This is a genomic window from [Mycobacterium] stephanolepidis (assembly GCF_002356335.1).
GTDB lineage: Bacteria > Actinomycetota > Actinomycetes > Mycobacteriales > Mycobacteriaceae > Mycobacterium > Mycobacterium stephanolepidis.
The window spans coordinates 181,895-208,217 of sequence record NZ_AP018165.1 but is presented as its reverse complement, the minus strand read 5'-3'; the positions used below and the strand labels follow the sequence as shown (position 1 = coordinate 208,217).

Below are 26,323 nucleotides of genomic sequence, written 5' to 3'. Positions count from 1 at the left end.
GAACATGGTCCGTATCCAGACCCACGAGGCGTGGGTGGAATTCCCGATTTTCGACGCCAAATCGCGCTCGCTGAAGAAGGCGTTTCTCGGCAAGGCAGGCGGTGCCATCGGCCGCAACGAATCGAACGTCGTGGTCATCGAGGCGCTGCGAGACATCACGCTGTCCCTCAAGGAGGGCGACCGGGTCGGGCTCGTCGGCCACAACGGTGCAGGCAAATCGACTCTGCTGCGGCTTCTTTCGGGAATCTACGAGCCCACCCGAGGCAGCTCGTACGTCCAGGGGCGCGTCGCGCCGGTATTCGATCTGGGCGTGGGCATGGACCCCGAGATCTCGGGATACGAGAACATCATCATCCGCGGCATGTTCCTCGGGCAGACCCGTAAACAGATGCAGGCCAAGGTCGAAGAGATTGCCGACTTCACCGAACTCGGCGAGTACCTCTCCATGCCGCTGCGCACATACTCCACCGGTATGCGCGTTCGGCTGGCCATGGGCGTGGTCACCAGCATCGACCCGGAGATCCTGCTGCTCGACGAGGGCATCGGTGCGGTTGATGCCGAGTTCATGAAGAAGGCCCGAATTCGTTTGCAGCAGTTAGTAGAACGCTCCGGCATGCTGGTCTTCGCCAGCCATTCCAACGAATTTCTGGCCCGACTGTGCAACACGGCGATGTGGATCGACCACGGCACAATCAAGATGAGCGGCGGCATCGAAGAGGTGGTCCGCGCCTACGAAGGCAATGAGGCCGGCGACCACGTGGCCCAGATCCTGGCCGAAGACGCCCATGAATGACTCCGCCGGCGGTGTTGTCGCCGTCGTCGTCACCTACCGGCGCATCGCGGAACTTGCCGAGTCACTGAAGATCGTCACGACGCAGACCGTCCCGCCGAACCATCTTGTGGTGGTGGACAACGACAACGATCCCGCTGTCAAGGCCCTTGTCGACGGTCAACCCATCGCGACCACGTACCTGGGTTCCCGCCGAAACCTTGGGGGTGCCGGCGGATTCGCGCTCGGAATGTTGCATGCACTCACCCTCGGCACTGCCTGGGTATGGCTTGCCGACGACGACGGCCGCCCGGGCGGTACCGATGTTCTCGAGACACTGCTGGCCTGCGCCCGTAAGCACCGCCTCGCCGAAGTGTCACCGGTGGTGTGCGATATCGACGACCCCGGCCGACTGGCATTTCCGTTGCGCCGCGGCCTGGTGTGGCGTCGACGGGTCGAGGAGCTACGCACCGAGGCCGATCAAGACCTGTTGCCGGGCATCGCCTCGCTATTCAACGGCGCACTGTTTCGTGCCGAAACCCTGGAGGCCGTGGGCGTTCCGGATCTGCGTCTGTTCGTGCGCGGCGACGAGGTGGACGTGCACCGACGGCTCGTCCGCTCAGGTCTACCGTTCGGAACCTGCCTGGACACGACATACCTGCACCCCAGCGGCGCCGCCGAGTTCAAACCGATTCTGGGTGGGCGCATGCATACCCAGTACCCAGACGATGCCACCAAGCGCTACTTCACCTACCGCAACCGCGGCTACCTGATGTCCCAGCCCGGCATGCGCAAGTTACTGCCGCAGGAATGGGTGCGCTTCGGGTGGTACTTCCTGATCACGCGCCGCGACGTGGCCGGTCTGCGCGACTGGATTGCGTTGCGGCGCTTGGGCCGACGTGAGCAGTTCGGACGACCCGGCAACCCGACTCCCTCAGTACAGGAGCGACATGACGATTGAGGACCTTGCCTCGGACTCTCGAACCTTCAAACGCGCGTGGCGTGATCTGTCCGAAGGCTTCGAACACCGGCAACTCTGGTTACAGCTGGGCTGGCAGGACATCAAGCAGCGCTACCGCCGCTCGGTGCTGGGACCGTTCTGGATCACCATCGCCACCGGCTCGACGGCCCTGGCGATGGGCATCCTGTACTCGCAGCTGTTCAAGATCCCACTCGCCGAACACCTGCCCTACGTGACCATCGGTTTGATCGTCTGGAACCTGTTCAACGCCGCGATTCTGGAGGGGGCGGACGTCTTCGTCGCGAACGAGGGCCTGATCAAACAGTTGCCGACACCGCTGAGCGTGCACGTCTATCGGCTGGTGTGGCGACAGCTGCTGCTGTTCGCCCACAACATCATCATCTTTTTCGTCGTCGTGGCCGTGTATCCGCCGCACTGGCATATCACCGATCTGAGCTTCATCCCCGCACTGGTATTGATCGCCTTGAATTGCGTATGGGTCTCACTGGTTTTCGGCATCTTGGCTACCCGCTACCGGGACATCTCCCCGCTGCTGGGCAGCCTGGTGCAGTTGCTGTTCTTCATGACGCCGATCATCTGGAACGAGAACATGCTCAACGAGAAGGTCGGCAAGCTGGCCACCGTGGTGCAGCTCAACCCGTTCGTGCATTTCCTGGCCATCATCCGTGATCCACTGCTCGGGCTCGATCAGCAGCTCCACCACTGGATCATCGCGATCGCCATCACCGTCGTCGGTTGGACCGTCGCGATCCTGGTGATGCGCCAGTACCGCGCCCGGGTCCCGTACTGGGTCTAGTCATGCCAGAGATAACCACCCGGGAACGCCGATGGCTGCTGGTGTCCGCCGGTGCCGCTTTCATCGTCTTCGGGCTGCTCTGGCTCGGCTATGCCCAGCAGTGGGATTGGGTCTCTCGGCTGGACGTCGCGGCGCTGGCCCCCGCACACGACTATGGAATCGCTCACCCCGACTGGGTCACCGCCTGGGACGTGTTCGCCACCGCCCTGGGACCGGGTGCGTTCCGCATCGCGGGGGCCGTCGTCATCGTCGCGCTGCTGGTGCGCCATCAGCGGCGCGCGGCGGTGTTCCTGCTGATCACCGTGGAGCTCAGCGCGCTGGTGACCGAGTCGGCGAAACTGCTGGCGGGCCGTCCGCGCCCGGCGACCAGGTTGGTCGATGCGTACGGATCCTCGTTCCCGTCCGGACATGCCCTGGGCGTGATGGTCTGTGTACTGGCATTGCTCACGGTGTTCCTGCCGAAAGCTGTTGCCGCGCTGCGTCCCTGGCTCGCGATGCTCGGCGGCGTGTTGATTCTGGCGATCGGCGTCAGCAGAGTTCTGCTCAACGTCCACAACCCCTCGGACGTGCTGGCCGGGTGGGCGTTGGGCTACGCGTACTTCGTTGCCTGCCTGTTGATACTGCCGCCCTGGTCTCAGGGCAGCGGGCGGAGCACGGCCAGCGCCCGGTAGCGAACCTTGAAGCGCGCCTCCGGGTATTTGTCGCCGGCCTCACCGTCATGCGCAATCACAGTCGGACCATCCACCGCGGTGAACGTGAATTCCGGCACCTGCAGCTCGTGATAGAGCGGGCTGCGCTGCAAACGCCCGAACGCCAGCGCGCCGAGGATGCGCACGCTGCTGAACCTGCGGCCCGTCTCCAAGATGCGCACGTCGATCAACCCGTCATCCAGACGGCTTCGCAGCGAGGGGGCGAAACCCGCCGGCAAGTAGACCGAATTACCCAGGAAGAACAGTGATGTCTGAATGGTCTTGTTATCGAACCGGATACGCACGGGATGATCGCGACGCAGCATGTGCAGCATCGCGTACACACTCGCCAGCGGCTTGCCTATCCGGCGTTCGAGCTTCTCCCGGATCTGCACGTACTTCGGATAGGAACCGATGCTCGCGGTGTTGATCACCACCTGGTCCTCGTTCAGGTACACCAGATCGACGCGGCTGGCGCTCCCGTGGCGGATGGCATCGACCGTCTTGGCCACGCTGTCGCAGCCGATGTCCTTGGCGAAGTGGTTGAACGTGCCACCGGGGAAAACCGCCAACGGCGTATCGGTCTGAGCCGCGACACCGGCCGCGCACGCCACAGTGCCGTCACCGCCACCCACCGCGAGCACCTCGGCCCGGCCCGCCGCGCCGCGCATCACCTCGATCACATCATCGTCTTTGTCGAGTTCGACGATCTCGGCGCGCGGCAAGGCCTTCCGCACCTGATCCAGGATCCGCTGCCCGGTTCCGTCACCGGAGGCCGGGTTCACCACCAACACCACGCCCTGGCCCTCGGGCCGCGCGGCCATCACCGCCCGCAGCGGGTCCGCGGCGCGCACCGTCGTCGGCACGATGGGCGGCACCACCCGTGCACCCAGCACCGCTATCCCCGCTCCGATCCCGAATCCGGCGAACACATCACCGGGATAGTGGACACCGGTGGCCACCCGCGACAGACCCACCAACCCGGCAAGGAGTGAGAGCCCAAAGCCCACAGGCGGACTCTCGAGGCCAACGCCCACCGCGAAGGCCGCCGCACTCGCCGAATGGCCCGAGGGCAGTGACGACGACGTGGGGATGCGCCTGCTGCGCCGCATCAGCGGCACCGAGAGGTGGTTGGGACGGGCGCGCCGCCGCAGCCTCTTGGCCACCTGGTTGGTGACCGCACTGGTCACCGCCAGTGTCAGCAGGCCGCGCGTGGCGCCGCGCTGCATGGCCGGCTTACCGAACATCGCCAGCCCGGCGCCGATCCCGATCCATAGTTTGGAATGGTCGGCAGCGCGGGTGAGCCGGGGCATGACGGTGTCCAGCAGCGGACTCGGTGACTCCGCAATCGCTTCGAACACTTCTCGATCGAGCGTACCGAGGCCGTCACCAATCTGCCGCAGACCGCGCAGAGAATTACGAGATGGCAAGAAACCCATGGAATTCAACATATCTGCGCCCGGGCCCTTGGCGCTGTCTATCGCGGGCGACTGACCTCAGCAGCTGATCGCGGGCGGTTTCGCACCGGCCCGGAACGAGACGTGCACGTGATCCATGTGATTGGCGGTCGGACTGCCGCGGTTCTCCATCATCGACCAGCCATTGCCGTCGTTGTACCGCTGCTGCCAGATCACATACGTCACCCCCAACCGATCACGGTTGGCAAGCACGAAGTTCGCAAGCGCCGTACCGGTGGTGTTGGAGCTCGTCATGAAGTCCAGGGCCAGACCGCGGCCGTGGTCACCGCCGCCGCCACGCCCGCTGGCACCGCCGATATCACCGATGCCGAACATCGTCTTCAAGAAGTTGCCCGCTTGCGCCACCGCCGGTTGTGCACCTGCCAACACCGTCGAGCATGGCTTGATGGCCCTAGCCCTGGCCTCCAGGGCCAGCGCCTCGGCCGAGACATAGCGCCGGTCTCGCTGCGCACGCGGGAGGTCGGCGATCAGGACGATCGCCTTCTCTTCCGGCTTGAGTGAAAGCTGGACGTCTGGCTTCCCAACTTCGCTCACTACCCCCATCACGGCGGCGCCGGCAACGAGTGACAGGCCGAGGCCCGCGACGCGAGAGAGCGGCATCGCGGGCCTCTTCCCACCGTCGTTCGCACGCCATCTCGCCGAGATCACCCGGTCAGATTACGAAACGATCACGCTTCTGTCACGCCGACGGCAAAGAATGTGGCAAATCTAGCCGCGCTTCGGAGGTGCGTTGCGGGTAGTGACAGCGATGCGATTCCAGGCGTTGATCGTCAAGATCATCCCGATGATCTGCCCGAGCTCCCGCTCGGTGAACACCGCCGCTGCCCGTGCGTAGGTGGCATCGGACACGTGCTCACCAGCGGAAAGGACGGTGGCTTCCTCGGTGAGGGCCAGCGCCGCCTTCTCCCGTTCGGTATAGATATCGCCCGCCTCGGCCCAGGCATTCAGCAGGTAGATGCGCTGCTCGGTCTCACCCTGCTTGCGGGCGTCGTGGGTGTGCATATCGAGACAGAACGCACAGTGGTTGAGCTGGGAGGCGCGAATCTTGATCAGCTCGGCAAGGCTGGGCTCGACGTCCTTGGCCGAGGCGATGCTCAACGCCATCATGGCCTCGTACACCTCGGGGGAGACCTTGTCCATGCGGATTCTTGGGGCATTCAGGGTGCTTGTCATGCCTTAACGGTAGAAGCAGAAAGACCCATTCTCATGGTTCAATTTAACCGTGAGTTCGTGGGCCAATTTGGGAATACCGGAGCCGCGCCCCCTCAGCCATGACCTGCATCTGGATCTGCGTCATGCCATCACCCCCGGCGCCCGCGGCGTACGCGATGTGTTGATCACGGCGCTCCGTGACGCGGTCCGGTCCGGACGCCTGACGGTGGGTGCGATGCTGCCACCGTCCCGCACCCTGGCTGTCGATCTCGGACTGGCGCGCAACACCGTCGCCGAGGCCTACGCGGAGCTCGTCGCCGAAGGATGGCTCGAATCGCGGCAAGGCTCGGGAACCCGAGTGGTCAATCGGGTGCAGAACCAGTTGCCGCCGCGATCACGCGGAGCAGGCTCGCCCCCACCGCATAACCTCATGCCCGGCTCCGGAGACGTCACCGCCTTCCCCCGCAGCGACTGGGTCACCTCCGTGCGCCGCGCGCTGAGCAACGCCCCGCATGAAGCCCTGCGCGCGGGTGACCCACGCGGACGTCCCGAATTACGTTCGGCCGTCGCCGAATACGTGGGCCGGGTGCGGGGCGTGCGAACCTCACCGGATTCGGTCGTCATCTGCGCGGGCACCCGTCATGCCGTGGAGATCCTCACCCGCATGTATGGGCTCACCCGACCGATCGCCCTGGAAGCATACGGGCTCTTCATCTTTCGCGACTGCATCGAAGCCACGGGAGGGTCCAGCATTCCGATCGGATTCGACGAGGAGGGTGCCGTGGTCAACGACCTTGACACCCTCGACGTGCGCGCCGCCATGATCACCCCGGCCCACCATTTTCCACACGGGCTGCCGCTGCATCCCGCTCGGCGCACCGCAGTGGTGGACTGGGCACGCCGCACCGACTCCTACGTCCTGGAAGACGATTACGACGGCGAGTTCCGGTATGACCGGCAGCCCGTCGGGGCGCTGCAAAGCCTCGATCCCGATCACGTCGTCTACCTCGGCTCGGCGAGTAAAAGCCTGGCCCCGGTGCTGCGCCTGGGATGGATGGTGCTGCCTCCGGACCTGGTGGACGCCGCTGTGGCGGCTGCCGGAGGCGGGCAGTGGTACGTCGACGCCATCTCGCAACTGACCATGGCGGACTTCATTGCGGGCGGTCACTACGACCGGCACATCCGGCGGATGCGCAGCCGATACCGGCGCCGGCGCGACCAACTCGTCGCACGACTCTCGGAGCACGACGTCGGAGTCCGTGGACTGTCGGCCGGACTGCATCTGCTGCTGACGCTGCCCGACGGGGCGGAACCCGACGTGCTGTATCGAGCAGGCGAGGCGGGCGTGGCGCTGGCCGGGCTGTCGCGGCTGCGGCACCCCTTGGCCGGCCCGCATATCCCCGATCCGGACGGGGTGGTCGTCAGTTTCGGCACACCTGCCGATCATGGCTTCGCACCGGCCGTCGACGCGCTGTGCGGTGTGCTGGCGGCCGCGGGCCTCTAGCGCAGCCGTCCGCGTGGCACCGTCTGGCAGTGCCGTGCCTCGTCATGGCAGCACGTCAACGCCATGGTTGGGGCATGCCTACCTTCGAGTCCTCCGCCGGCCCCATCCATTACCGCGATAACGGCGACGGTCCCGCGATCGTCTTCGTGCACGGGCTGTTCGTCACCAGCACCATGTGGCGCAAGGTCACCGAGCCGCTGAGCCAACGGTTTCGCTGCATCGCACCGGATCTACCGCTGGGTGCGCATACGACTCCGATGAACGCGAGCGCAGACCTCAACCCGCGCTCGGTGGCAGGGCTGATCCGAGAATTGATCGAGTCCCTCGACCTCGACAACGTCACCGTTGTCGCGACCGACACCGGCGGCGCCATCACACAGCTGCTCCTCGCGGACGGCTGCGACCGGATCGGCCGCGTGGTGCTGACACCATGCGACTCGTTCGACAACTTCCTGCCGATATCGATTCGCATCTTCCAGTACTGGGCACGCGTTCCCGGCACCGATTTCGTGTTGCGCCCGTTCCGGCTCAAGATCGCCCAACGCGCTCTCGGTAACACCCTTGCCAAGCACTCCATCCCCGAGGATGTGCTCGGCGAGTGGGTCCGGCCCTTGCTGCAGAACAAGGCCGTGCGGCGCGATGTGCGGGCGTTCCTGCGCGGTATCGACTATCACGACACGCTGGCCGCGGCCGAGACACTGCGCACCTTCGATAAGCCGGTGCTGCTGCTCTGGCCGCGCACGCTGCCATTCTTTCCGTTCGCGCATGCACAACGATGGGTGCAGCTACTGCCCGACGCAAAACTCGTCGAGGTGCCGGACAGCTACACCTTCGTCAGCGAGGACCAGCCCGAACTCATGGTGAAGGAGATCGAGGCGTTCGTCCCGCAACGAGTGTGAGTGCTTACTCGTCGTCTTTGGCGTGGTCGGGGACTCCCGGGTTGGGATCGCGCGACAGGTCGATCAGCGGATCAAGTCCTTCGCCTTCGGCCCGCTCGTGCCTTCCGTGCTCTGGAGTCGTCATGGTTGCCCCTCACGCATCGATGTTCCAGCAATCCTCTTACAGAACCCTTTGGGACCCTACCCGCGCGCGGAAAGTCGTGCGCGGGGCCCGTTGATTGGCGCCGTGGCCAGGCACCTGGCATAGGCTCTGGCCCGTGTCAGATGTCCCAGCCGAGCAGGCTCCGCTGTCGCTGACCACTCAAGCGACCCGTTTCGTCATCACCGGCGGGCTTTCGGCCGTCGTCGACTTCGGGCTCTATGTGCTGCTCTACAAGGTCGCCGGGGTGCAGCCCGACCTCGCCAAGGCCATCGGCTTCATCGCCGGCACCACCACGGCCTACCTGATCAACCGTCGTTGGACGTTCCAGGCGCCGCCCAGCACCGCCCGGCTGATCGCGGTGTGGGCGCTGTACCTGACGACCTTCTTCGTCCAGGTGGGCCTCAACCATCTGTTCCTGGGGCTGCTGAGCTACACGCCCACCGCGGTGCTCGTGGCCTTTGTCATCGCTCAGGGCACCGCGACTGTCATCAACTTCATCGTCCAGCGCGCCGTGATTTTCCGGCTGCGCTGAGTCGTCCGCCGGTCGCTTCGCTCCTGCCCTCCGATCGGCTCAAGTACGCTTTTTGACTGATATGCCTACAGACCTTCCGCTGACCCAGCGCGCACTGACCGGGTTCGGTCGCACCGCGCCCACCGTCGCGCACGTGCTCTCCACCCCCGATGTCGATGTGATCGCCGAAGCGGTACGCCAGGTCGCCGATGCCAGCGCCGGCAGCCCCGCGCACCTACGTCGCGGCATCGTCGCGCGCGGCCTGGGCCGCTCCTACGGCGATCACGCGTGCAACGGTGGCGGGATCGTCGTCGACATGACTCCGCTGAACAGGGTGCACTCGATCAGCGCCGAGACCGCCATCGCCGATGTCGATGCGGGCGTGAGCCTGGATCAGCTGATGAAGGCCGCGCTGCCCTTCGGCCTGTGGGTGCCGGTGCTGCCCGGTACCCGCCAGGTCACCGTGGGCGGCGCCATCGGCTCGGACATCCACGGCAAGAACCATCACAGCGCCGGCAGCTTCGGAAACCACGTGGTATCCCTGGACCTGCTGATGGCCGATGGCGAGGTGCGCACCATCGCCCCCGACGGACCCGAGAGCGAGCTGTTCTGGGCCACCGTCGGAGGAAACGGGTTGACGGGAATCGTCGTTCGCGCGCGCATCGCGATGACACGCACCGAAACGGCCTACTTCATCGCCGACGGCGTCGCCACCCGGGACCTGGACGAGACCATCGCGGTACACCAAGACGGCAGTGAGGACCAGTACACCTATTCAAGTGCCTGGTTCGACCTGATCAATCCGGCACCGAAGCTGGGCCGGGCGGCCGTCAGCCGCGGCAGTCTTGCGAAACTGGATCAGCTGCCCCCGAAGCTGGCCAAGGATCCGCTGAAATTCAGTGCGCCGCAACTCCCCGGCTTTCCCGACCTCTTCCCGGTGAACTTCATGATCAAGCCATCGCTGATGGCGATCGGCGAGGCGTTCTACCGGATGAGCGGCAACTACCAGGGCAAGATCGTCAACCTGACGCAGTTCTATCACATGCTCGACATCACCACCGGATGGCAATATGCCTACGGCCCAGCAGGTTTCGCGCAACATCAATTCCTCGTGCCGCCCGACGCACTCGATGAGTTCAAGGGCATCATCCGGTGGATCCAGACCCAGGGCCAGTACTCGGCACTCAACGTCTTCAAGCTGTTCGGCCCGGGAAACAAAGCGCCACTGAGCTTCCCGATGAAGGGCTGGAACGTCGCGATGGACTTCCCCAACAAGCCCGGCGTCAACGAGTTCCTCAACGAGCTCGACAACCGTGCCATGGAGTTCGGTGGCCGGGTCTACACCGCCAAGGATTCCCGGGTGAGTGCCGAGAAGTTCCACAAGATGTATCCGCGCGTCGACGAGTGGATCGCCACCCGGCGCAAGGCCGACCCCCACGGCGTGTTCGCCTCCGATATGGCCCGCCGCCTCGAGCTGCTCTAGAAAGGCTTCTGCCCCAAAATGATTGACGCAACGGGTAACCCCCAGACCATCCTGCTGCTCGGCGGCACCTCGGAGATCGGCCTGGCCATCGTCGAGCGCTACCTCAAGAACGCCCACGCGCGCGTCATCCTGGCCGACCTGCCCAACGCACCCAAGCGCGAGGCCGCTATCGCGCAGATCGAGGCCGCCGGAGCCAAGTCCGTCGAGTACCTGGACTTCGATGCCGTCGATACCACGAGCCACCCCGCTCTCATCGAATCCGCCTGGGCACAGGGCGATGTGGATGTCGCCATCGTCGCCTTCGGCGTCCTCGGCGACGCCGAGGAACTCTGGCAGAATCAGGCCAAGGCGGTGCTGAGCGCGCAGGTGAACTACACCGCCGCCGTCTCCGTCGGCGTGCTGATCGGCCAGAAGATGAAGGCACAGGGCTTCGGTCAGGTCATCGCGATGTCATCGGTTGCCGGCGAGCGGGTCCGCCGCTCGAACTTCGTCTACGGCTCAACCAAGGCCGGACTCGACGGGTTCTACCTCGGCCTCGGAGAAGCCCTGCGCGAGTTCGGTGTTCGCGTACTGGTGGTACGCCCGGGCCAAGTTCGCACCACTACGACGATCGAACACTGGAAGGCCACCGGCGCCAAGGAAGCACCGTTCACGGTCGACAAGGAAGAGATCGCCGAGTTGGTGGTGGCATCGGCCGCCGCAGGCAAGGAGCTGATCTGGGCGCCCGGTCAATGGCGCTTTGTGATGTCGGTGCTGCGTCACGTTCCGCGCCCCATTTTCCGCAAGCTGCCCGTCTAGGCGCGAGATGACGGCTCAGACAGCAGAGGCGTCACGTCGGCACGCGCTGGACACCGCCAAGGACCTGACGCTCGCTGTGCTCACGGCCGCGGCGGTCAGTGTTGTCGCGCTCCTCGCGATCGCGCGGGTGGAATGGCCGGCCTTCGGATCGTCAAACCAGCTGCACGCCCTGACCACGGTCGGACAGTTCGGCGCCATCGCCGGACTGGTGCTGGCCGGTGTTCTCTGGCGCAGAGGGCGCCGGGCCGTCGCGAAAGCGCTTTCCCTGCTCTTCTTGTCGACGTTCACCGTGGTGACGCTGGGGATGCCACTGGGGGCCACCAAGCTGTACCTGTTCGGGGTCTCGGTGGACCAGCAGTTCCGCACCGAGTACCTGACACGCTTCACCGACTCGCCCGCGCTGCACGATATGACCTATCCGGACATGCCGCCGTTCTATCCGGCCGGCTGGTTCTGGATCGGCGGGCGTCTGGCGGCGCTCACCGGTACCGCCGGCTGGGAGATGTACAAGCCGTGGGCCATCACCTCGCTGGCGATCGCCGTATGTGCGGCGTTCGTCCTGTGGAACAAGATGATTCGCTTCGAGTACGCGTTGATCGTGACCACGGCGACGGCCGCCGTCACGCTGGCGTACACGTCCGCCGAGCCGTACGGCGCCATCATCACCGTGCTGCTGGCGCCGGTACTTGTGCTCGGCTACAGCGGATTACGCGCACCCGCCGGCCGCGGCTGGGCAGCGGTGATCGGTGTCGGCGTTTTCCTGGGGTTCGCAGCGCTGTTCTACACACTGCTCACCGCGTACGGCGCATTGGCCATCACCGTCGCCGCCAAGGTGGTGGCGATCAGCCGCATCCGCCGGGACGGTTGGTGGCCCGCCGTCAAGGAACCCCTGCTGCGCTGGCTCACCATCGCAGGTATTGCCATCGCGGTGGCGCTGGTGTTCTGGGGTCCCTACTTGATCGCAGTCTCCCGAGCCTCGTTGGAGAAAGCGGCATCGGCGCAGCACTACCTGCCCAATGATGGTGCCGAACTGGCGTTCCCGATGCTGCAGCCCACCATGCTCGGCGGGCTGTGTCTGCTCGGGACGGTCTGGCTGGTGGTGCGGGCACGTACCTCGGTACGTGCCGGTGCGCTGGCCATCGGCGTGGGCTCTGTCTATCTGTGGTCACTGCTCTCGATGCTCGCCACGCTCGCCAAGACCACCCTGCTCTCCTTCCGGCTCGTGCCCACCCTGACCGTGCTGCTCACCGCGGCGGGCGTGTTCGCCTTCATCGAGGTGGCCACCTGGGCTGCGGGGCGCGCCAAATCCGCGACGATCGTGGCGACTGTCATCGGCCTGGCCGGCGCTCTGCAGTTCAGTCAGAGCATCCCCAATGTGCTCCGCCCCGACATCGTCATCGCGTATGCCGATACCGACGGCACCGGACAACGCGCCGACCGCCGACCGCCCGGCCCGGAAAGTCACTACGGCGCGATCGACAGGGCGATCACCGAGATCACCGGAAAGACGCGCGATGAGGTCGTGGTACTCACCGCCGACTACAGCTTCCTGGCGTTCTACCCCTACTACGGCTTCCAGGGGCTCACCCCCCACTACGCGAATCCGCTGGCCCAGTTCGACAAGCGCGCGGCCGCGATCAAGAGCTGGGAAGACCTGCACACCGCCGACGAAATGATTCGTGCACTCGACGCACTGCCCTGGCGGGCCCCTACTGTCCTTCTCATGCGCCAGTCCGGCGACAACTACTCCCTGCGGCTCGCCAAGGACGTCTACCCCAACCAGCCGAATGTGAAGCGGTACACCGTCACACTGAACAAGCAGCTGTTCGCCGACCCGCGGTTCACCGTGCGCACCATAGGGCCCTTCGTCCTGGTTGTGCGGGTCCCATCTAAGTAGCCAACTAACATCTTCCTCCGTGATGGTTCAGGGCAACGCGACGGAGAAGGTCGCCGGCAACGGCGACGGCGACTACCGCAGGGCCCGGCTGATAGCGATCGTCACCGGTTTCCTCGGCGCGCTGTTGGCTATCGCCACTCCGCTGCTGCCGGTCCGCCAGGACACCGCCGAGCTGAACTGGCCACAGAACGGCACCCTCACCAGCGTTGACGCGCCCCTCATCGGATACGTCCCCACCGACCTCACCATCACAGTGCCCTGCGCGGCGGCCAAGGCGCTCGACGGCCACAACACCGTGCTGCTCTCGACCGTGCCCAAGCAGGCACCCAACGCGGTGGACCGCGGCATGCTGATCCAGCGCATCGGCGGCGACCTCGTGGTGATCGTGCGCAATGTGCCGGTGGTCTCTGCTCCCCTGTCCGAGGTCACCGGCCCCAACTGCCAACAACTCGAAGTCACCGCGCATTCGGACAAGGTGACCGGTCAATTCGTCGGCCTGACGCAGGGCCCCAAGGACGCCAAACCCGGACAGCCCCGCGCCGGGGAACGCGGCGGGTACGACTTCCGGCCCCAGATCGTCGGCGTGTTCACCGACCTGTCCGGGCCCGCTCCCGCGGGCCTGCACCTCTCCGCCACCGTCGACACCCGCTATAGCAGCTCGCCCACCGTCACCAAGTTCATCGCGATGATTCTGGGCGTTCTGCTGACCGGCATCTCGCTGATCGCGCTGCACACTCTCGACACCGCCGACGGGCGCAGGCACAAGCGCTTCATGCCCGAGGGCTGGTGGAAGCCCAGGCCGCTCGACGCCCTTGTCGGCGCGGTACTGGTGTGGTGGCATTTCGTCGGAGCCAACACCTCCGATGACGGCTACATCCTCACCATGGCCCGCGTCGCGGAGCACTCGGGCTACATGGCCAACTACTACCGCTGGTTCGGGACTCCCGAGTCACCATTCGGCTGGTACTACGACCTGCTGACCCTCTGGGCGCATGTCAGCACCGCCAGCGTCTGGATGCGACTGCCCACCCTGATCATGGGCGTGCTGTGCTGGGCCGTCATCAGCCGCGAGGTGATCCCCCGCCTGGGCCACGCCGCACGCACCAATCCTGTAGTGCCGTGGACGGCGGCCGCGATGTTCCTGGCGTTCTGGCTGCCGTTCAACAACGGCCTGCGACCCGAGCCGATCATCGCCGTCGGCATCCTGTTGACGTGGTGCTCGGTCGAGCGATCGATCGCCACCAACCGGCTCCTTCCGGCCGCGGTCGCATGCATCATCGGTGCGCTCACCTTGTTCTCCGGACCGACGGGTATCGCCTCGATCGGTGCGCTGCTGGTCGCGATCGGACCGCTACGAACCATCGTGGGCAAGCGCGCCAAGCGATTCGGCTATGCCGCACTCCTGGCACCGATCCTGGCGGCCGGGCTGGTCACGTTGATCGTCATCTTCCGGGATCAAACCCTCGTCGGTGAGATCCAGGCCAACGCACTCAAATCGGCGGTGGGACCGTCGTTGAACTGGTTCGACGAACACATCCGCTACGAGCGACTGTTCCTGCCCACCACCGACGGTGCTATCTCCCGGCGGTTCCCGGTGCTGGCCCTACTCATCGCGCTCGGCGTGGCGGTGGCGATGACATTGCGCAAGAACAAGATCCCCGGCACCGCAAGCGGCCCCAGCCGACGGATCATCGGCATCACCCTGATCTCGTTCATCGCGATCATGTTCACCCCCACCAAATGGACACATCATTTCGGGGTGTTCGCGGGCCTGGCCGGATCACTCGGCGCGCTGGCCGCCGTGGCCGTGACCGCCGCAGCGATGCGCTCCCCGCGCAACCGCACGCTCTATGCCGCCATCGTACTGTTCGTCCTCTCACTCTCGTTCTCCAGCGTCAACGGATGGTGGTACGTCTCCAACTTCGGAGTGCCATGGTCGAATTCCTTCCCGCAATGGCACTTCGGCATCAGCACCGTCTTCTTCGGACTGTCGGTGCTGGCGATCCTGATAGCGGCATGGATGCATTTCACGGGCCGCGACCACCCCGGCCGCACACCCGTGCATCCGGTGCTGGCACGCATCGCCGAGTCCCCCCTGGCCGTAGGCACCTGGATCGTCGTCATCTGGTCGGTCTTCTCTCTGACCGCAGGCATGGTCAACCAGTACCCCGCCTGGTCCGTCGGACGTTCCAACCTCGACGCACTGCGCGGAAACGGCTGCGGACTGGCCAACGATGTGCTGGTCGAGGAGGACCCCAACGCCGGGATGCTGCAGCCGATCGATGCCCCGGTAGGGCAGGCACTGGCTGCCGACACCAACATCATGTTCGATCCCAACGGGATTCCTTCGGACGTCTCGGCCGATGAGGAGAACAACCCGCAGGCCTCCGACAGCTTCGTCGCACGCGACAAGAGCGGTAACAACGCCAACGGCAGCCAGGACACCGAGGGCGGCACCACCGTCGCCGCCGGTGTCAACGGATCGCGGGCACGGCTGCCCTTCGACCTCAAGCCCGAGACCACACCCGTCATGGGCAGCTACCAGATCGGCCCTCAGCGTCCGGCCCGGTTACAGTCGGCGTGGTATCGGCTGCCCCCCAAGGACGCCACCAAACCGCTGGTCGTACTGGCGGCCGCGGGCCGGTTCGACCCGGTAGAGCTGCAGGTGCAGTTCGCCGGCGAGGACGGAAAGGTCATCGGCGCCATTTCGTTTGCCGATCTCGGCCCGTCCCCGGCCTGGCGCAACCTACGGCTGTCGCGCGATGCCATCCCGACGAGCGCCACCCGAATCCGGCTGCTGGTCACCGATGATGACTTGGCTCCGCAGCACTGGATCGCGGTCACTCCGCCCCGTGTTCCGTCGTTGCGTTCACTGCAGACGGTCGTGGGCGCCGATCCGGTTTTCCTGGATTGGCTTGTGGGGCTTGCGTTCCCCTGCCAGCTTCCGTTTGACCACAAGAACGGGGTCATCGAGATCCCGAAGTGGCGCATCCTTCCCGACCGCTTCGGTGCAGAGGCCAACTCGCCGGTGATGGACTACCTCGGCGGCGGGCCGCTGGGCATCACCGAGCTGTTGTTGAAGGCAACACCGGTGCCGACCTATCTGCAGAACGACTGGTTCCGCGACTGGGGTGCTTTGCAACGGTTTACGCCGTACTACCGGAACGCCACCGTGGCACAGCTGCAGCTCGGAACCGCTGTACACAGCGGACTCTGGACGCCCGGACCGCTACGAAAGAGTCGGTAACACCCGACATCAGCGCTGAAATCTGGCTGATTTTCGACAGAGGCCGGCAACTTATCGGAAGCCAGTAGCAGGACCCGCCGACTTCAATGGGGTTGTCTCCAAAGAGATCCCAGAGAAAGGTTCCTGCGATGTTTCGGCAGTTCGCGATGGCCGCGTGTTTGACGACGTCCCTGGTCACGGCCTCCCCTGCCGTAGCCGCCAATGAGCCCTGTCCGTATCACCCGGTGAAGATCGATCCCAAATGCGAGCGCTCCGGGGTGGTCCGGGAGAAGTCACCGCACAACGACTAGCTCGCCAGAACTACGTCAGTCCCCCTGGGCGCGAACAAATTCCGCGAAGCCGGAGATGGTGAATTCCAGGAGCCCGTGGCCCGCGACGGCGATCAAGCCCTTATCGATGAGTGCGGCGCGGGCGGCACTGATCGCCCGTGAATCCCGGCCCATGGCGGCCGCGACTTCCGCCCGACTCGCCGACCGATCATCAGACAGCGACTCGGCCATCGCCGACATGAAGCGACGTTGCACCGGAGTGGCGTTGTTCCAGCGCGCGCGAAACAGCGCTTCCATATCCTCGGCGACCTGACGGGTGGCGTGCTCCACGTCGGCGATCCGGATCTGTCCCCCGGAATCCGGGTAACCGGCACGCGCCCATGCGGCGTCGGCATAGAGCTGCAGGGTGTACGGATACCCGCTCGTCTGCGCGATGACGGCATCGAGCGCGTCCGGCGCCCACCCGACCCCTACTGCCCCGGCCGGCTTGACGAGCGCCACACGGGATGCGTCGGGGCCGAGACGTTGCAGCGTGCGATAGGCGAACCTCTCACTGAATGTCGCCGCAGCGCTGATGATCTCGGGTGTCTGCGGCAGACCCGCCGCGAATACCCCCGCGGGCAGTGCCGCCGCTTCGGCCTGCAGGTCCTGCCAGGTCACGGCGAGGGTACGAAGCCCCGCCCGATCGGCATCCTGGATCTCGTCGATCAGCAGCACCAGACCGCGGTGCCCCTCTTCGCGCGCGGCGGTGACGGTCTCGACGATCAGTTCCTTGAACGACGACTCGGCCTGGGCGACTGGCGCGGGTTTGACGGTGGCACCGATCTGAGCCACACCCGGTACGCCCGCGGTGATATTCACCTGATCGACGGCCCGAAGCAGACGGCCGCGCGACTTCTTCTTCCACGCCGCCCCACGCGCGCGTATCTGCGTCGCGATCGCCGACGCGAGCGGCTCATCTCCTCCAGCGGTAACCCACACCGTCACCACGCCGCGCGCCTCCGAGTCGCGCTGCACCTCGCGCAATAGTGAGGTCTTTCCCACCCCACGCGGGCCGGTGTCGACGCGGATGCGCCCGATCAGCTTGCCGAGCTCGGCCATGTACATCAGCCGCTCACCGATCTCGGCAAGCTGTTCCGTGCGCCCGACCACGTCGCGCGCCACCTGGCCTGGTGTGTACGGGCTGGGTTGCATACGTGTCCTACCTGATACTTATCGATATCGAGGAGCGTTGTATCAACAAGTATCAGACAGGACCGACACCTCGGATACTTATCGATACTTTGATTGAGGTATCAACAGATATCCAGCTGGTGAGGTCTCAATCCGGCCAACCGTGCGCGCTGCATTGAGTTGCCGGAAGCTTCGTCACATACCATCGCCCTCGTGCCTTCGCCGCTTTCACAGTCCGCGACAGCAGGTACAGCCCAGCGGGCACGTCTGATTTCATTGGCTGCGGCCTCCATCGGTGTGCTGTTGTGCGTGCTCGTTCCCCTGCTGCCGGTCCGCCAGTCCACCGTCGACATCACCTGGCCTCAGGGAGTCACGGCCGACGGGAACATCACCAGCATCACGGCACCGCTGGTGTCGGGCGCACCGCTGTCTTTCGAGGCGCACATCCCCTGCACCGCCATTGCAACATTGCCGGCCGGCGGCGGTGTGGTGCTGTCGACCAGTCCCGACGGCGGGCTCGAGGCAAGCCGGCACGCGTTGTTCGTCCGTGCGACCTCCGACCTGGTGGTGGTCGCCTTCCGCGATAACGTCGCGACGGTCGCCCCGCGCAAGGCGGTCGAATCCGGTGGCTGCACCTCGCTGGACATCTGGGCCAACGCCGGCGGTGTGGGTGCCAACTTCGCCGGGCTCCCCGGTGCCAACGGCACCCTGCCCATCGAGAAAAAGCCACAGGTAACCGGCCTGTTCACCGACCTGAAGGTGCCCGCAGCGGGCGGGCCGACAGCCCACGTGGTGGTCGACACCCGGTTCATCACCAGTCCAACCGCTTTGAAGCTCGCGGCCTTGGTGCTCGGCCTTGCCGCGGTAGCCATCGCCATCGGAGCACTGGCCGTCCTGGACCGTGGCGGACGTAGACGCGCCCCGCGCTCATTCAGACTGCCGGGCCGCGCGGCTCTGCTGACCAACGGCATCGCCGATATCGGAGTCGTTGGCACACTTCTTCTTTGGCATGTCATCGGCGCCATCACCTCCGACGACGGCAACGTCCTAGTCGAGGCGCGCGTGGCCCATCAGGCCGGATACGTCACCGAGTACTACCGCTACTTCGGCGCGAGTGCCTCCCCATTCGATTGGTACGCAACCCTTTTGAGCTGGCTCACGCAAGTCAGCACGGTCGGCGTCTGGATGCGCGTGCCGGCCACTCTCGCCGGCATCGGCACCTGGTACATCCTGCGCACGAAGATGCTGCCCCGCCTCGGCGAGCAGCTCGCCGCGAGCCGCACCGCGGTATGGACCGCGGCACTGGTCTTCCTGGCTGCCTGGCTGCCCTTCAACAATGGATTGCGGCCCGAACCGATCATCGTGTTCGGCACCGTGGTCACCTGGATCCTGGTGGAGCGCTCCATCGCGACCCGGCGCCTATCCCCCGCCGCTCTGGCCATCGTCACGGCACTGCTCACCGCCACCGTAGCTCCCCAGGGCCTCATCGCGCTGGGACCGCTACTCGCCGGCGGACGAGCCATCGCCCGCGTGATCTCCGTGCGGCGGGTCCGATACGGACGATTCACCCCCGTCACAGTGCTGGCGGCATCGGTCGCGGGCGTACTGGCCTTTACCTTCCGAGACCAGACACTGGCCACGGTCGCCGAATCCGCCCGTATCAAATACGTGGTGGGCCCGACGATCGCCTGGTACCAGGAATTTCTGCGCTACTACTTCCTGACCGTCGAATCCAATGTCGACGGCTCGCTGACACGCCGCATCGCGGTGTTCACCCTGCTGCTCTGTCTCTTCGGCACACTCGCGGTGCTGCTGCGCCGCGGGGTACTTCCGGGTCTGGCCAGCGGGCCTGTGTGGCGACTCCTCGGCAGCACCGCGATCGGGCTGCTGTTACTCACCTTCACCCCCACTAAATGGGCAATCCAATTCGGCGTGTTCGCCGGGCTGGCCGGTGCACTCGGCGCGGTCGCGGCCTTCACGTTCGCCCGGGTCGGACTGCACTCACGACGCAACCTGGCGCTGTACGTCACGGCCCTGCTGTTCATCCTGGCGTGGTCCACCTCCGGCATCAACGGCTGGTTCTACGTCGGCAACTACGGCGTGCCGTGGTTCGACAAGCAACCCGTCATCACAGGACAACCGGTCACCACGATCTTCCTGGCGCTGTCGATCGTCACCGCCCTGCTGGCCGGCTGGTTGCACTTCCGCCTGGATTACGCGGGGCACACCGAGGTCGAGAACACCCGCAGGAACCGGCTCCTGGCCTCCACGCCGCTGATGATCGTGGCGGCGATCATGGTGATTCTCGAGGTCTCCTCCATGGCCAAGGGGGTCTACGCACGCAGCGATACCTACACCACCGGCAAGGCCAATCTGCTTGCCCTGGCAGGTAGCCCGTGCGCGATGGCAAACGACGTCCTTGTCGAACCCGACGCCAATGACGGTCTGCTGCAGCCCGTTCCGGGCCAGCCGGCGGGCAAGTACGGGCCCCTCGGCGGCACCGATCCCATCGGCTTCACCCCCGACGCGGTAGAGACCGGCATGACCTCACTGCCCGTCATCGGCAAGCCGGGCCTGGTGAACTCCGATGCCTCACCCAACGCGCCGATCATGGAGGTCAGCGATGCGGCCGGGACCACCGGCGGTATCGGGCCCGTCGGAATCAATGGCTCCAACGCACTGCTGCCCTTCGGACTCGATCCCGCCCGCACTCCGGTGATGGGCAGCTACGGCGAGAATTCGATTGCCGCGCATCTGAAGTCTTCGTGGTACGAGCTTCCCCCGCCCAGCCCGGATCGCCCACTGGTGGTGATCTCGGCCGCCGGAGCTATCTGGTCGTTCCAACAGGACGGCACCTTCAGTCCGGAGATCAACTACGGCCAGTCGCTCAAGCTGGAGTGGGGAGTCCGCGACCAGAACAGTCCCGGTGGCATCCGTGCGCTTCGCCAGGATTACCCGATCGACATTGGGCCGCAGAGAGTCTGGCGCAATCTGCGGTTCCCCACAAAGACCGCTCCCCCCGGGGCCAACGTGGTGCGGATAGTCGCCGACGACCCGAACCTGTCGAACGATCAGTGGTTGGCGTTCACCCCACCCCGGGTACCCACCCTCAAGACCGCACAGGATCTGTTGGGCTCCGAAACTCCGGTGTTACTGGATATGGCTGTGGCGCAGAACTTCCCATGCCAGCGGCCGTTCAGCGAGCGCCTCGGGGTCGCCGAGCTGCCCAAGTTCCGGGTCATGCCCGAGCACAAGCAGGTCGCGACGTCGTCGAACATGTGGATGTCGGCCGAGGACGGCGGACCGTTCATGTTCACGACCGCGCTGCTGCGAACCTCCTCGGTTCCGACCTATCTGCGTAATGACTGGTACCGCGACTGGGGCTCGATCGAGAAGTACGAGCCCGTCATCGCCACGGACCTGGCACCCGACGCACAACTCACCGAGGGCACCGTCGTGGTGAACGGCTGGACCCGCAACGGACCGATTCGAGCCCTGCCATGACACAGAATTCCGTGACAGACACCTCTCCTGAGGCCCGCAAGCTGAACATCGCACGTTGGACGGCAACCGTTTTCGGTCTGCTCGGGTTCGTGTTGAGCGTCTCCATCCCCCTGCTGCCGGTCGAGGTGTCCACCGCGACCCTCAACTGGCCGCAGCAGGGACAGCTGAACAACGTCACTGCGCCGCTGATCGCGCAGACGCCGATGGACATGACCGTGACCGTCCCGTGCGCGGTCATCAACTCGGCACCCGCCGAGGGCGCGGTGATCCTGAGTACCGCACCTCCCGAAGGCAAAGAGGCCGCGTTACAGGGCCTGTTCGTCAAGGTCTCCAAGGAACGCGTCGACATCACCGACCGCAACGTGGTCATCGCCACCGCTCCGCGCGCCAAGGTGGCCTCGCCCGAGTGCCGGCAGATCGTCATCACCTCCTCCGACAAAGGCACGTACGCGACATTCGAGGGGCTGCGCGGCGACGGTGCCGACAAGAGCGCTGACCTCAAGTCGGGATTCCCCGATCCCAATCTGCGCCCGCAGATCGTCGGGGTCTTCACCCAGCTCACCGGTCCGGCTCCGGCAGGACTGAGCCTCACCGCCCATATCGACAACCGGTTCTCCTCCAGCCCAACGCTTCTCAAGCTCGCGGCGATGGTGGGCGCGGTCATCTCCACGATCGTCGCGCTGCTGGCCCTGTGGCGAATCGACCAGACCGACGGTCATCGCATGCGGCGGGTCATTCCCACCCGCTGGCGCCGTTTCGATCTCACCGACACCGTCATCATGAGCAGCCTGGTGCTCTGGTACGTGATCGGCGCGGGATCTTCGGACGACGGCTACCAGATGGGCATGGCGCGTACCGCCGAGCATGCCGGGTACATGGCCAACTACTTCCGCTGGTTCGGCAGTCCCGAGGACCCCTTCGGCTGGTACTACAACCTGCTGGCCATCATGACGAAGTTCAGCGATATCAGCCTGTGGATCCGGTTGCCCGACCTCGTCGCCTCACTGGTCTGCTGGCTGCTGATCAGCCGGGAGGTGCTGCCCCGCTTGGGGCCCGCCGTCGCCCGCAGCAAGCCCGCGGCCTGGGCCGCCGGCTTTGTGCTGCTGGCATCGTGGTTCCCGTTCAACAACGGCCTGCGCCCCGAGGGCCAGATCGCCGTCGGATCGCTGATCACCTGGGTGCTCATCGAACGCGCCATCACCTCTCGCCGACTCACCCCGGCCGCGCTGGCGATCGTCACCGCGGCCTTCACCCTGGGGATTCAGCCGACGGGCCTGATCGCCGTCGCCGCCCTGCTCGCCGGTGGCCGACCTATTCTGCGCATCATCGTGACGAAGCACCGGCAGGTGGGCACCTGGCCGTTGGTGTCGCCCATGCTGGCCGCGGGAACAGTCATCCTGCCCGTGATCTTCTCCGACCAGACCCTGGCGACGGTCGTCGAAGCCACCCGGATTCGCACCGCGATCGGCCCATCCCAGGCGTGGTACACCGACAACCTGCGGTACTACTACATGTTCCTGCCGACCGTCGACGGCTCGGTGTCGCGACGCTTCGGGTTCCTGCTCATCGCCGCGTGCCTGTTCATCGCGATGTTCATCCTGTTGCGCCGCAAGCGGGTTCCCGGTGTCGCCCGAGGGCCGGCCTGGCGCGTACTGGGCGTCGTCTTCGGCACCATTTTCTTCCTGATGTTCGCGCCGACGAAGTGGGTGCACCACTTCGGGCTCTTCGCGGCCCTGGGAGCCGCGGTCGCAGCCCTGGCCACGGTGCTGGTATCGCCACAGGTGCTGCGCTGGAGCCGCAACAGGATGGCAGTCGTGGCAACCGTGCTGTTCGTGCTGGCACTGAGCTGGGCCAGCGCGGCCGGCTGGTGGTACGTCTCGAGTTTCGGTGTGCCCTTCAACAGCAGCATGCCCAAGATCGCCGGAATAAGCGTCAGCACAATATTTTTCGCGCTGTTCGCGCTGGCCGTGGCCTACGCGGCATGGCTGCACTTCTCGCCTCGGCACGAGGACAACCGGGTGATCAGGTCCGTCACCTCAGCCCCGGTGGCCTGGGCGGCCGGATTCATGGTGCTGACATCCATCTGCCAGCTGGCGATCGGTGTCGTTCGTCAGTACCCGTCGTACTCCAACGGCTGGGCCAACATCCGTGAACTCGCCGGCGGGTGCGGGCTGGCCGACGATGTTCTGGTCGAGTCCGACCCGAATGCCGGTCTGCTGCGGGCCATTGGCGCACCATCGGGCCCCCTGGGCCCGCTCGGCGGCGCGGCTCCCTCCGGATTCACACCAGACGGAGTGCCGGACAAGATCGTCGCCGAGTCGATCCGGATGAACGACTCGCGCCCGGGCACCGATTACGACTGGGATTCCAAGGACCGCAACAAGACTCCGGGGATCAACGGCTCCACCGTGCGCCTGCCCTACGGGCTGGACCCGGCGCGAGTGCCGATCGTGGGCACCTACCGGGTCGGCCCGCAACAGCAGGCGAAGGCGACCTCCGACTGGTATGAGCTACCGGCCCGTGATACCGCCCGCCCACTGGTGGTGGTGACAGCTGCCGGAACGATCGCCGCCAAGAACGTCAAGGGCGCCGTCGCCGGGCAGACACTGGAGCTGGAGTACGGCACGGCCGGGCCGAACGGAACTTTCACGCCCGCCGGACGGCTGACGCCCTATGACCTGGGCCCGGCCCCGTCATGGCGCAATCTGCGCTTCGCGCGTTCGGATATCCCGGATACCGCCACCGCAGTGCGCATCGTGGCCGTTGACCTCTCGCTGAGTCCGGGCGACTGGCTGGCCTTCACCCCGCCTCGCGTGCCCGAGCTGAAGTCGTTGCAGGAGTATGTGGGCAGTGAGCGGCCTGTGCTCATGGACTGGACCGTGGGGCTCGTCTTCCCCTGCCAGCAGCCGATGCTGCACCAGTACGGGATCACCGAGATCCCCGAGTTCCGCATCACTCCGGACTACGACCAGAAGCGCAAGGACACCGATACCTGGGAGGACGGCGAGAACGGCGGCCTGTTGGGTATCACCGATCTGCTCCTGCGGGCCCATGTGATGCCGACCTACCTGTCCAAGGACTGGGGTAGAGATTGGGGCTCGCTACGCAAGTTCGACACCCTCGTCGACGCCCAACCCGCCCAGATCGAGTACGGGTCCGAGGTGCACAGCGGACTCTGGAAGCCGAACAAGATACGGATCAAGCCCTAACCCACCTCGCGCAGGGGACTAGTGGTGACCCCGCCGCCGATAGCCGTGGCCACCGCCACCAAACAACCCACCCATGACGCCGCGATAGTCCGGCTGCGGTGGCGCGGGCGGATACGGTTGCGGTGCGGGTGGATACGGCTGCGCGGTGGGCGCCTGGTCGATATGCGCCGACGGGCCGAAGCGAGCGGCACCGTCCACGAACTGCTGCAGACTCTCCTGCTCCAACAGCACGGCGGCGCAGCCTGTGCACTGGAACGTGCGCACACCAAACCACTTCGTGGACAGCATCTGCGATTCACACTTGGGACAGGTCAAGGGCTGAACGTTTGTCATGACACATGCTAGCATGCATATGTTTGCATGAATCTAAGAGAGGGAGTGGCCATGTCCACCGACGCACACGAGCACGGAGCCGGGCACTCGCATGGCCACGGCGTGAGTGCCAACGCCGATCGGAAATGGCTGACCATAGCCCTGATCCTGATCGGCGGATTCATGGCCGTCGAGGTCGTCATCGGTGTGATCGCCCAGTCATTGGCGCTGATCTCCGATGCCGGGCACATGCTGACCGACGCGGCGTCAATCGTGTTGGCCCTCATCGCCATTCGACTCGCCTCCCGCCCGGCCCGTGGCAGCTACACCTACGGGCTCAAACGCGCCGAGATCCTGTCGGCGCAGGCCAACGGCGTCACCCTGTTCCTGCTTGCCGCCTTCTTCATCTACGAGGGCATCCGCCGGCTGATCACTCCCCCAGAGGTGTCCGGTCTGCTCGTGTTCGTCACGGCACTGGCGGGCATCGTCGTCAACGTCGCGGCCACCTGGTGCATCAGCAAGGCCAACCGGTCCAGCCTCAATGTCGAGGGGGCCTTCCAGCACATCCTCAACGACCTGTACGCATTCATCGCCACCGCCGTCGCGGGCGCCGTGGTGTGGCTCACCGGGTTCACCCGCGCCGATGCCATCGCCGCCCTCGTCGTCGCCGCACTCATGCTCAAGGCCGGATGGGGTCTGGTGCGTGAATCGGGCCGTATCTTCCTGGAAGCCGCACCGGCGAACATGGATCCCGAGGCCATCGGCACGCAGCTCGCGGCGTTGCCATCGGTCGCCGAAGTGCACGATCTGCACATCTGGCAGATCACCTCCGGTCAGCCCGCACTGTCTGCCCATATCTTGGTGGCCCCCGATGCGGACTGCCACGGAATACGGCGCGACATCGAAGGGTTACTCCATACGCAGTACGACATCGACCACACCACGTTGCAGGTCGACCACGAGGACACCGAGGCCTCCACACACTGCCTCGACCCCCACGGAGAGCCGTACCGCTCGGGCGAAAGCATGTTGCCCGGCACAAGTTAGGTATCTACTATCGTTTGTAGTAGACCAACGGAGGTCGCGATGACAGAGCTCACCACTCGCGCCGACAGATTTCTGCGGGCCGCCACCGTTGCCTTCATCATCGGGCTGGGCACTGGACCTCATCGACCACCTGCGCCGCGGTATCGCGGCGGCACCGCCCACGCTCACGTACCTCTCGGCCACGCACGCGGTTCTGATCGCGATCGCGGTGACGATGATCCTGCGCCACTGCAAGCACGCGCCGGAAGTCACCGTGGTGGTGGGCACAGCCAGCGTCCTCGGACTCGGTTATGTGCACCTCATGCCGACGTACTGGCCGGCCGTACAAGACAGCTTCATCTCCGGTCCGCGCATCGACGTCACCTGGTTCTCCTGGATGACCATGCTGATCTCGATCGGCGCCGCCATGGTGTGGGCCCACGCGGGCAGCCGCGCCCTCGTGCTGCGCGACTGAGACTCCGA

19 protein-coding genes and 2 pseudogenes are annotated in these 26,323 nt (G+C 65.5%); 16 read left to right on the top strand and 5 right to left on the bottom strand.

The features are described from left to right. Positions 1–4: 4 nt before the first annotated feature. The 4 genes and pseudogenes from wzt to MSTE_RS01005 all read left to right on the top strand — a co-directional run bounded on the left by wzt (position 5) and on the right by MSTE_RS01005 (position 3,228). On the top strand, positions 5–793 hold the full coding sequence (gene wzt / locus MSTE_RS01020) for a galactan export ABC transporter ATP-binding subunit Wzt/RfbE (RefSeq protein ID WP_070917028.1): 789 nt from the start codon (positions 5–7) through the stop codon (positions 791–793). Further along, a complete protein-coding gene (gene glfT1 / locus MSTE_RS01015; RefSeq protein ID WP_096498407.1) occupies positions 786–1,730 on the top strand; it encodes a galactofuranosyltransferase GlfT1 in 945 nt (314 codons plus the stop codon). The genes wzt and glfT1 overlap by 8 nt, the downstream gene beginning before the upstream one ends. After that, positions 1,720–2,547, top strand: coding sequence for a galactan export ABC transporter permease subunit Wzm/RfbD (gene wzm, locus MSTE_RS01010; RefSeq protein ID WP_096498406.1), 828 nt, complete (start codon positions 1,720–1,722; stop codon positions 2,545–2,547). The genes glfT1 and wzm overlap by 11 nt, the downstream gene beginning before the upstream one ends. 2 nt (positions 2,548–2,549) lie before the next feature. Further along, a pseudogene (locus MSTE_RS01005) lies at positions 2,550–3,228 on the top strand (phosphatase PAP2 family protein). Here MSTE_RS01005 and MSTE_RS01000 read toward each other — a convergent pair. The 3 genes from MSTE_RS01000 to MSTE_RS00990 all read right to left on the bottom strand — a co-directional run bounded on the left by MSTE_RS01000 (position 3,182) and on the right by MSTE_RS00990 (position 5,887). Further along, complete coding sequence (locus MSTE_RS01000; RefSeq protein WP_096505287.1) at positions 3,182–4,675, bottom strand: bifunctional phosphatase PAP2/diacylglycerol kinase family protein; 1,494 nt, start codon at positions 4,673–4,675, stop codon at positions 3,182–3,184. The pseudogene MSTE_RS01005 and the gene MSTE_RS01000 sit on opposite strands and share 47 nt — an antisense overlap. Positions 4,676–4,732: 57 nt before the next feature. Beyond that, positions 4,733–5,314 (bottom strand): hypothetical protein, encoded by a 582-nt coding sequence (locus tag MSTE_RS00995; RefSeq protein WP_046252163.1) that lies wholly within the window; start codon positions 5,312–5,314, stop codon positions 4,733–4,735. Between the two features lie 108 nt (positions 5,315–5,422). Beyond that, positions 5,423–5,887, bottom strand: a complete 465-nt coding sequence (locus MSTE_RS00990; RefSeq protein WP_030096091.1) for a carboxymuconolactone decarboxylase family protein — start codon at positions 5,885–5,887, stop codon at positions 5,423–5,425. Between the two features lie 49 nt (positions 5,888–5,936). Between MSTE_RS00990 and pdxR the strand changes: the two genes are divergently transcribed. From pdxR to MSTE_RS25150, 8 genes are all read left to right on the top strand, one after another. Continuing rightward, a complete protein-coding gene (gene pdxR, locus MSTE_RS00985; RefSeq protein ID WP_096498404.1) occupies positions 5,937–7,370 on the top strand; it encodes a MocR-like pyridoxine biosynthesis transcription factor PdxR in 1,434 nt (477 codons plus the stop codon). A 74-nt stretch (positions 7,371–7,444) separates the two neighbouring features. Further along, complete coding sequence (locus MSTE_RS00980) at positions 7,445–8,269, top strand: alpha/beta fold hydrolase (RefSeq protein WP_096498403.1); 825 nt, start codon at positions 7,445–7,447, stop codon at positions 8,267–8,269. 257 nt (positions 8,270–8,526) lie between these two features. Then, positions 8,527–8,943: a GtrA family protein gene (locus MSTE_RS00975; protein ID WP_096498402.1), complete on the top strand. Its 417-nt coding sequence runs from the start codon at positions 8,527–8,529 to the stop codon at positions 8,941–8,943. 61 nt (positions 8,944–9,004) lie between these two features. Further along, positions 9,005–10,405, top strand: a complete 1,401-nt coding sequence (locus MSTE_RS00970; protein ID WP_096498401.1) for an FAD-binding oxidoreductase — start codon at positions 9,005–9,007, stop codon at positions 10,403–10,405. 18 nt (positions 10,406–10,423) lie between these two features. Beyond that, a complete protein-coding gene (locus MSTE_RS00965) occupies positions 10,424–11,203 on the top strand; it encodes a decaprenylphospho-beta-D-erythro-pentofuranosid-2-ulose 2-reductase (protein WP_096498400.1) in 780 nt (259 codons plus the stop codon). A 7-nt stretch (positions 11,204–11,210) separates the two neighbouring features. Further along, the gene (locus tag MSTE_RS00960) at positions 11,211–13,100 is read left to right on the top strand and encodes a galactan 5-O-arabinofuranosyltransferase (RefSeq protein ID WP_096498399.1); all 1,890 of its coding nucleotides are present in this window, start codon (positions 11,211–11,213) and stop codon (positions 13,098–13,100) included. Between the two features lie 22 nt (positions 13,101–13,122). Next, positions 13,123–16,347 carry an arabinosyltransferase domain-containing protein gene (locus tag MSTE_RS00955; protein ID WP_096498398.1) on the top strand — a complete coding sequence of 1,075 codons (3,225 nt, stop codon included), beginning with the start codon at positions 13,123–13,125 and terminating at the stop codon, positions 16,345–16,347. Positions 16,348–16,475: 128 nt separating this feature from the next. Beyond that, a complete protein-coding gene (locus tag MSTE_RS25150) occupies positions 16,476–16,637 on the top strand; it encodes a hypothetical protein (protein ID WP_167455670.1) in 162 nt (53 codons plus the stop codon). Positions 16,638–16,652: 15 nt separating this feature from the next. On the opposite strand, the gene MSTE_RS00945 is transcribed toward MSTE_RS25150, so the two are convergent. Beyond that, entirely contained in the window at positions 16,653–17,810 is a 1,158-nt protein-coding gene (locus MSTE_RS00945; RefSeq protein ID WP_096498396.1) for an ATP-binding protein, read from the bottom strand. Between the two features lie 192 nt (positions 17,811–18,002). On the opposite strand from MSTE_RS00945, the gene MSTE_RS00940 reads away from it, so the two are divergent. Then, the gene (locus MSTE_RS00940; RefSeq protein WP_096498395.1) at positions 18,003–21,293 is read left to right on the top strand and encodes an arabinosyltransferase domain-containing protein; all 3,291 of its coding nucleotides are present in this window, start codon (positions 18,003–18,005) and stop codon (positions 21,291–21,293) included. Next, positions 21,290–24,502: an arabinosyltransferase domain-containing protein gene (locus MSTE_RS00935; protein WP_096498394.1), complete on the top strand. Its 3,213-nt coding sequence runs from the start codon at positions 21,290–21,292 to the stop codon at positions 24,500–24,502. The genes MSTE_RS00940 and MSTE_RS00935 overlap by 4 nt, the downstream gene beginning before the upstream one ends. 18 nt (positions 24,503–24,520) lie before the next feature. On the opposite strand, the gene MSTE_RS00930 is transcribed toward MSTE_RS00935, so the two are convergent. Next, positions 24,521–24,790 (bottom strand): hypothetical protein, encoded by a 270-nt coding sequence (locus tag MSTE_RS00930; RefSeq protein ID WP_096498393.1) that lies wholly within the window; start codon positions 24,788–24,790, stop codon positions 24,521–24,523. Positions 24,791–24,886: 96 nt separating this feature from the next. On the opposite strand from MSTE_RS00930, the gene MSTE_RS00925 reads away from it, so the two are divergent. Continuing rightward, positions 24,887–25,861: a cation diffusion facilitator family transporter gene (locus MSTE_RS00925; protein ID WP_096505285.1), complete on the top strand. Its 975-nt coding sequence runs from the start codon at positions 24,887–24,889 to the stop codon at positions 25,859–25,861. A 39-nt stretch (positions 25,862–25,900) separates the two neighbouring features. Beyond that, positions 25,901–26,315, top strand: a pseudogene (locus MSTE_RS00920) (hypothetical protein). The last annotated feature ends 8 nt before the right edge of the window (positions 26,316–26,323 follow it).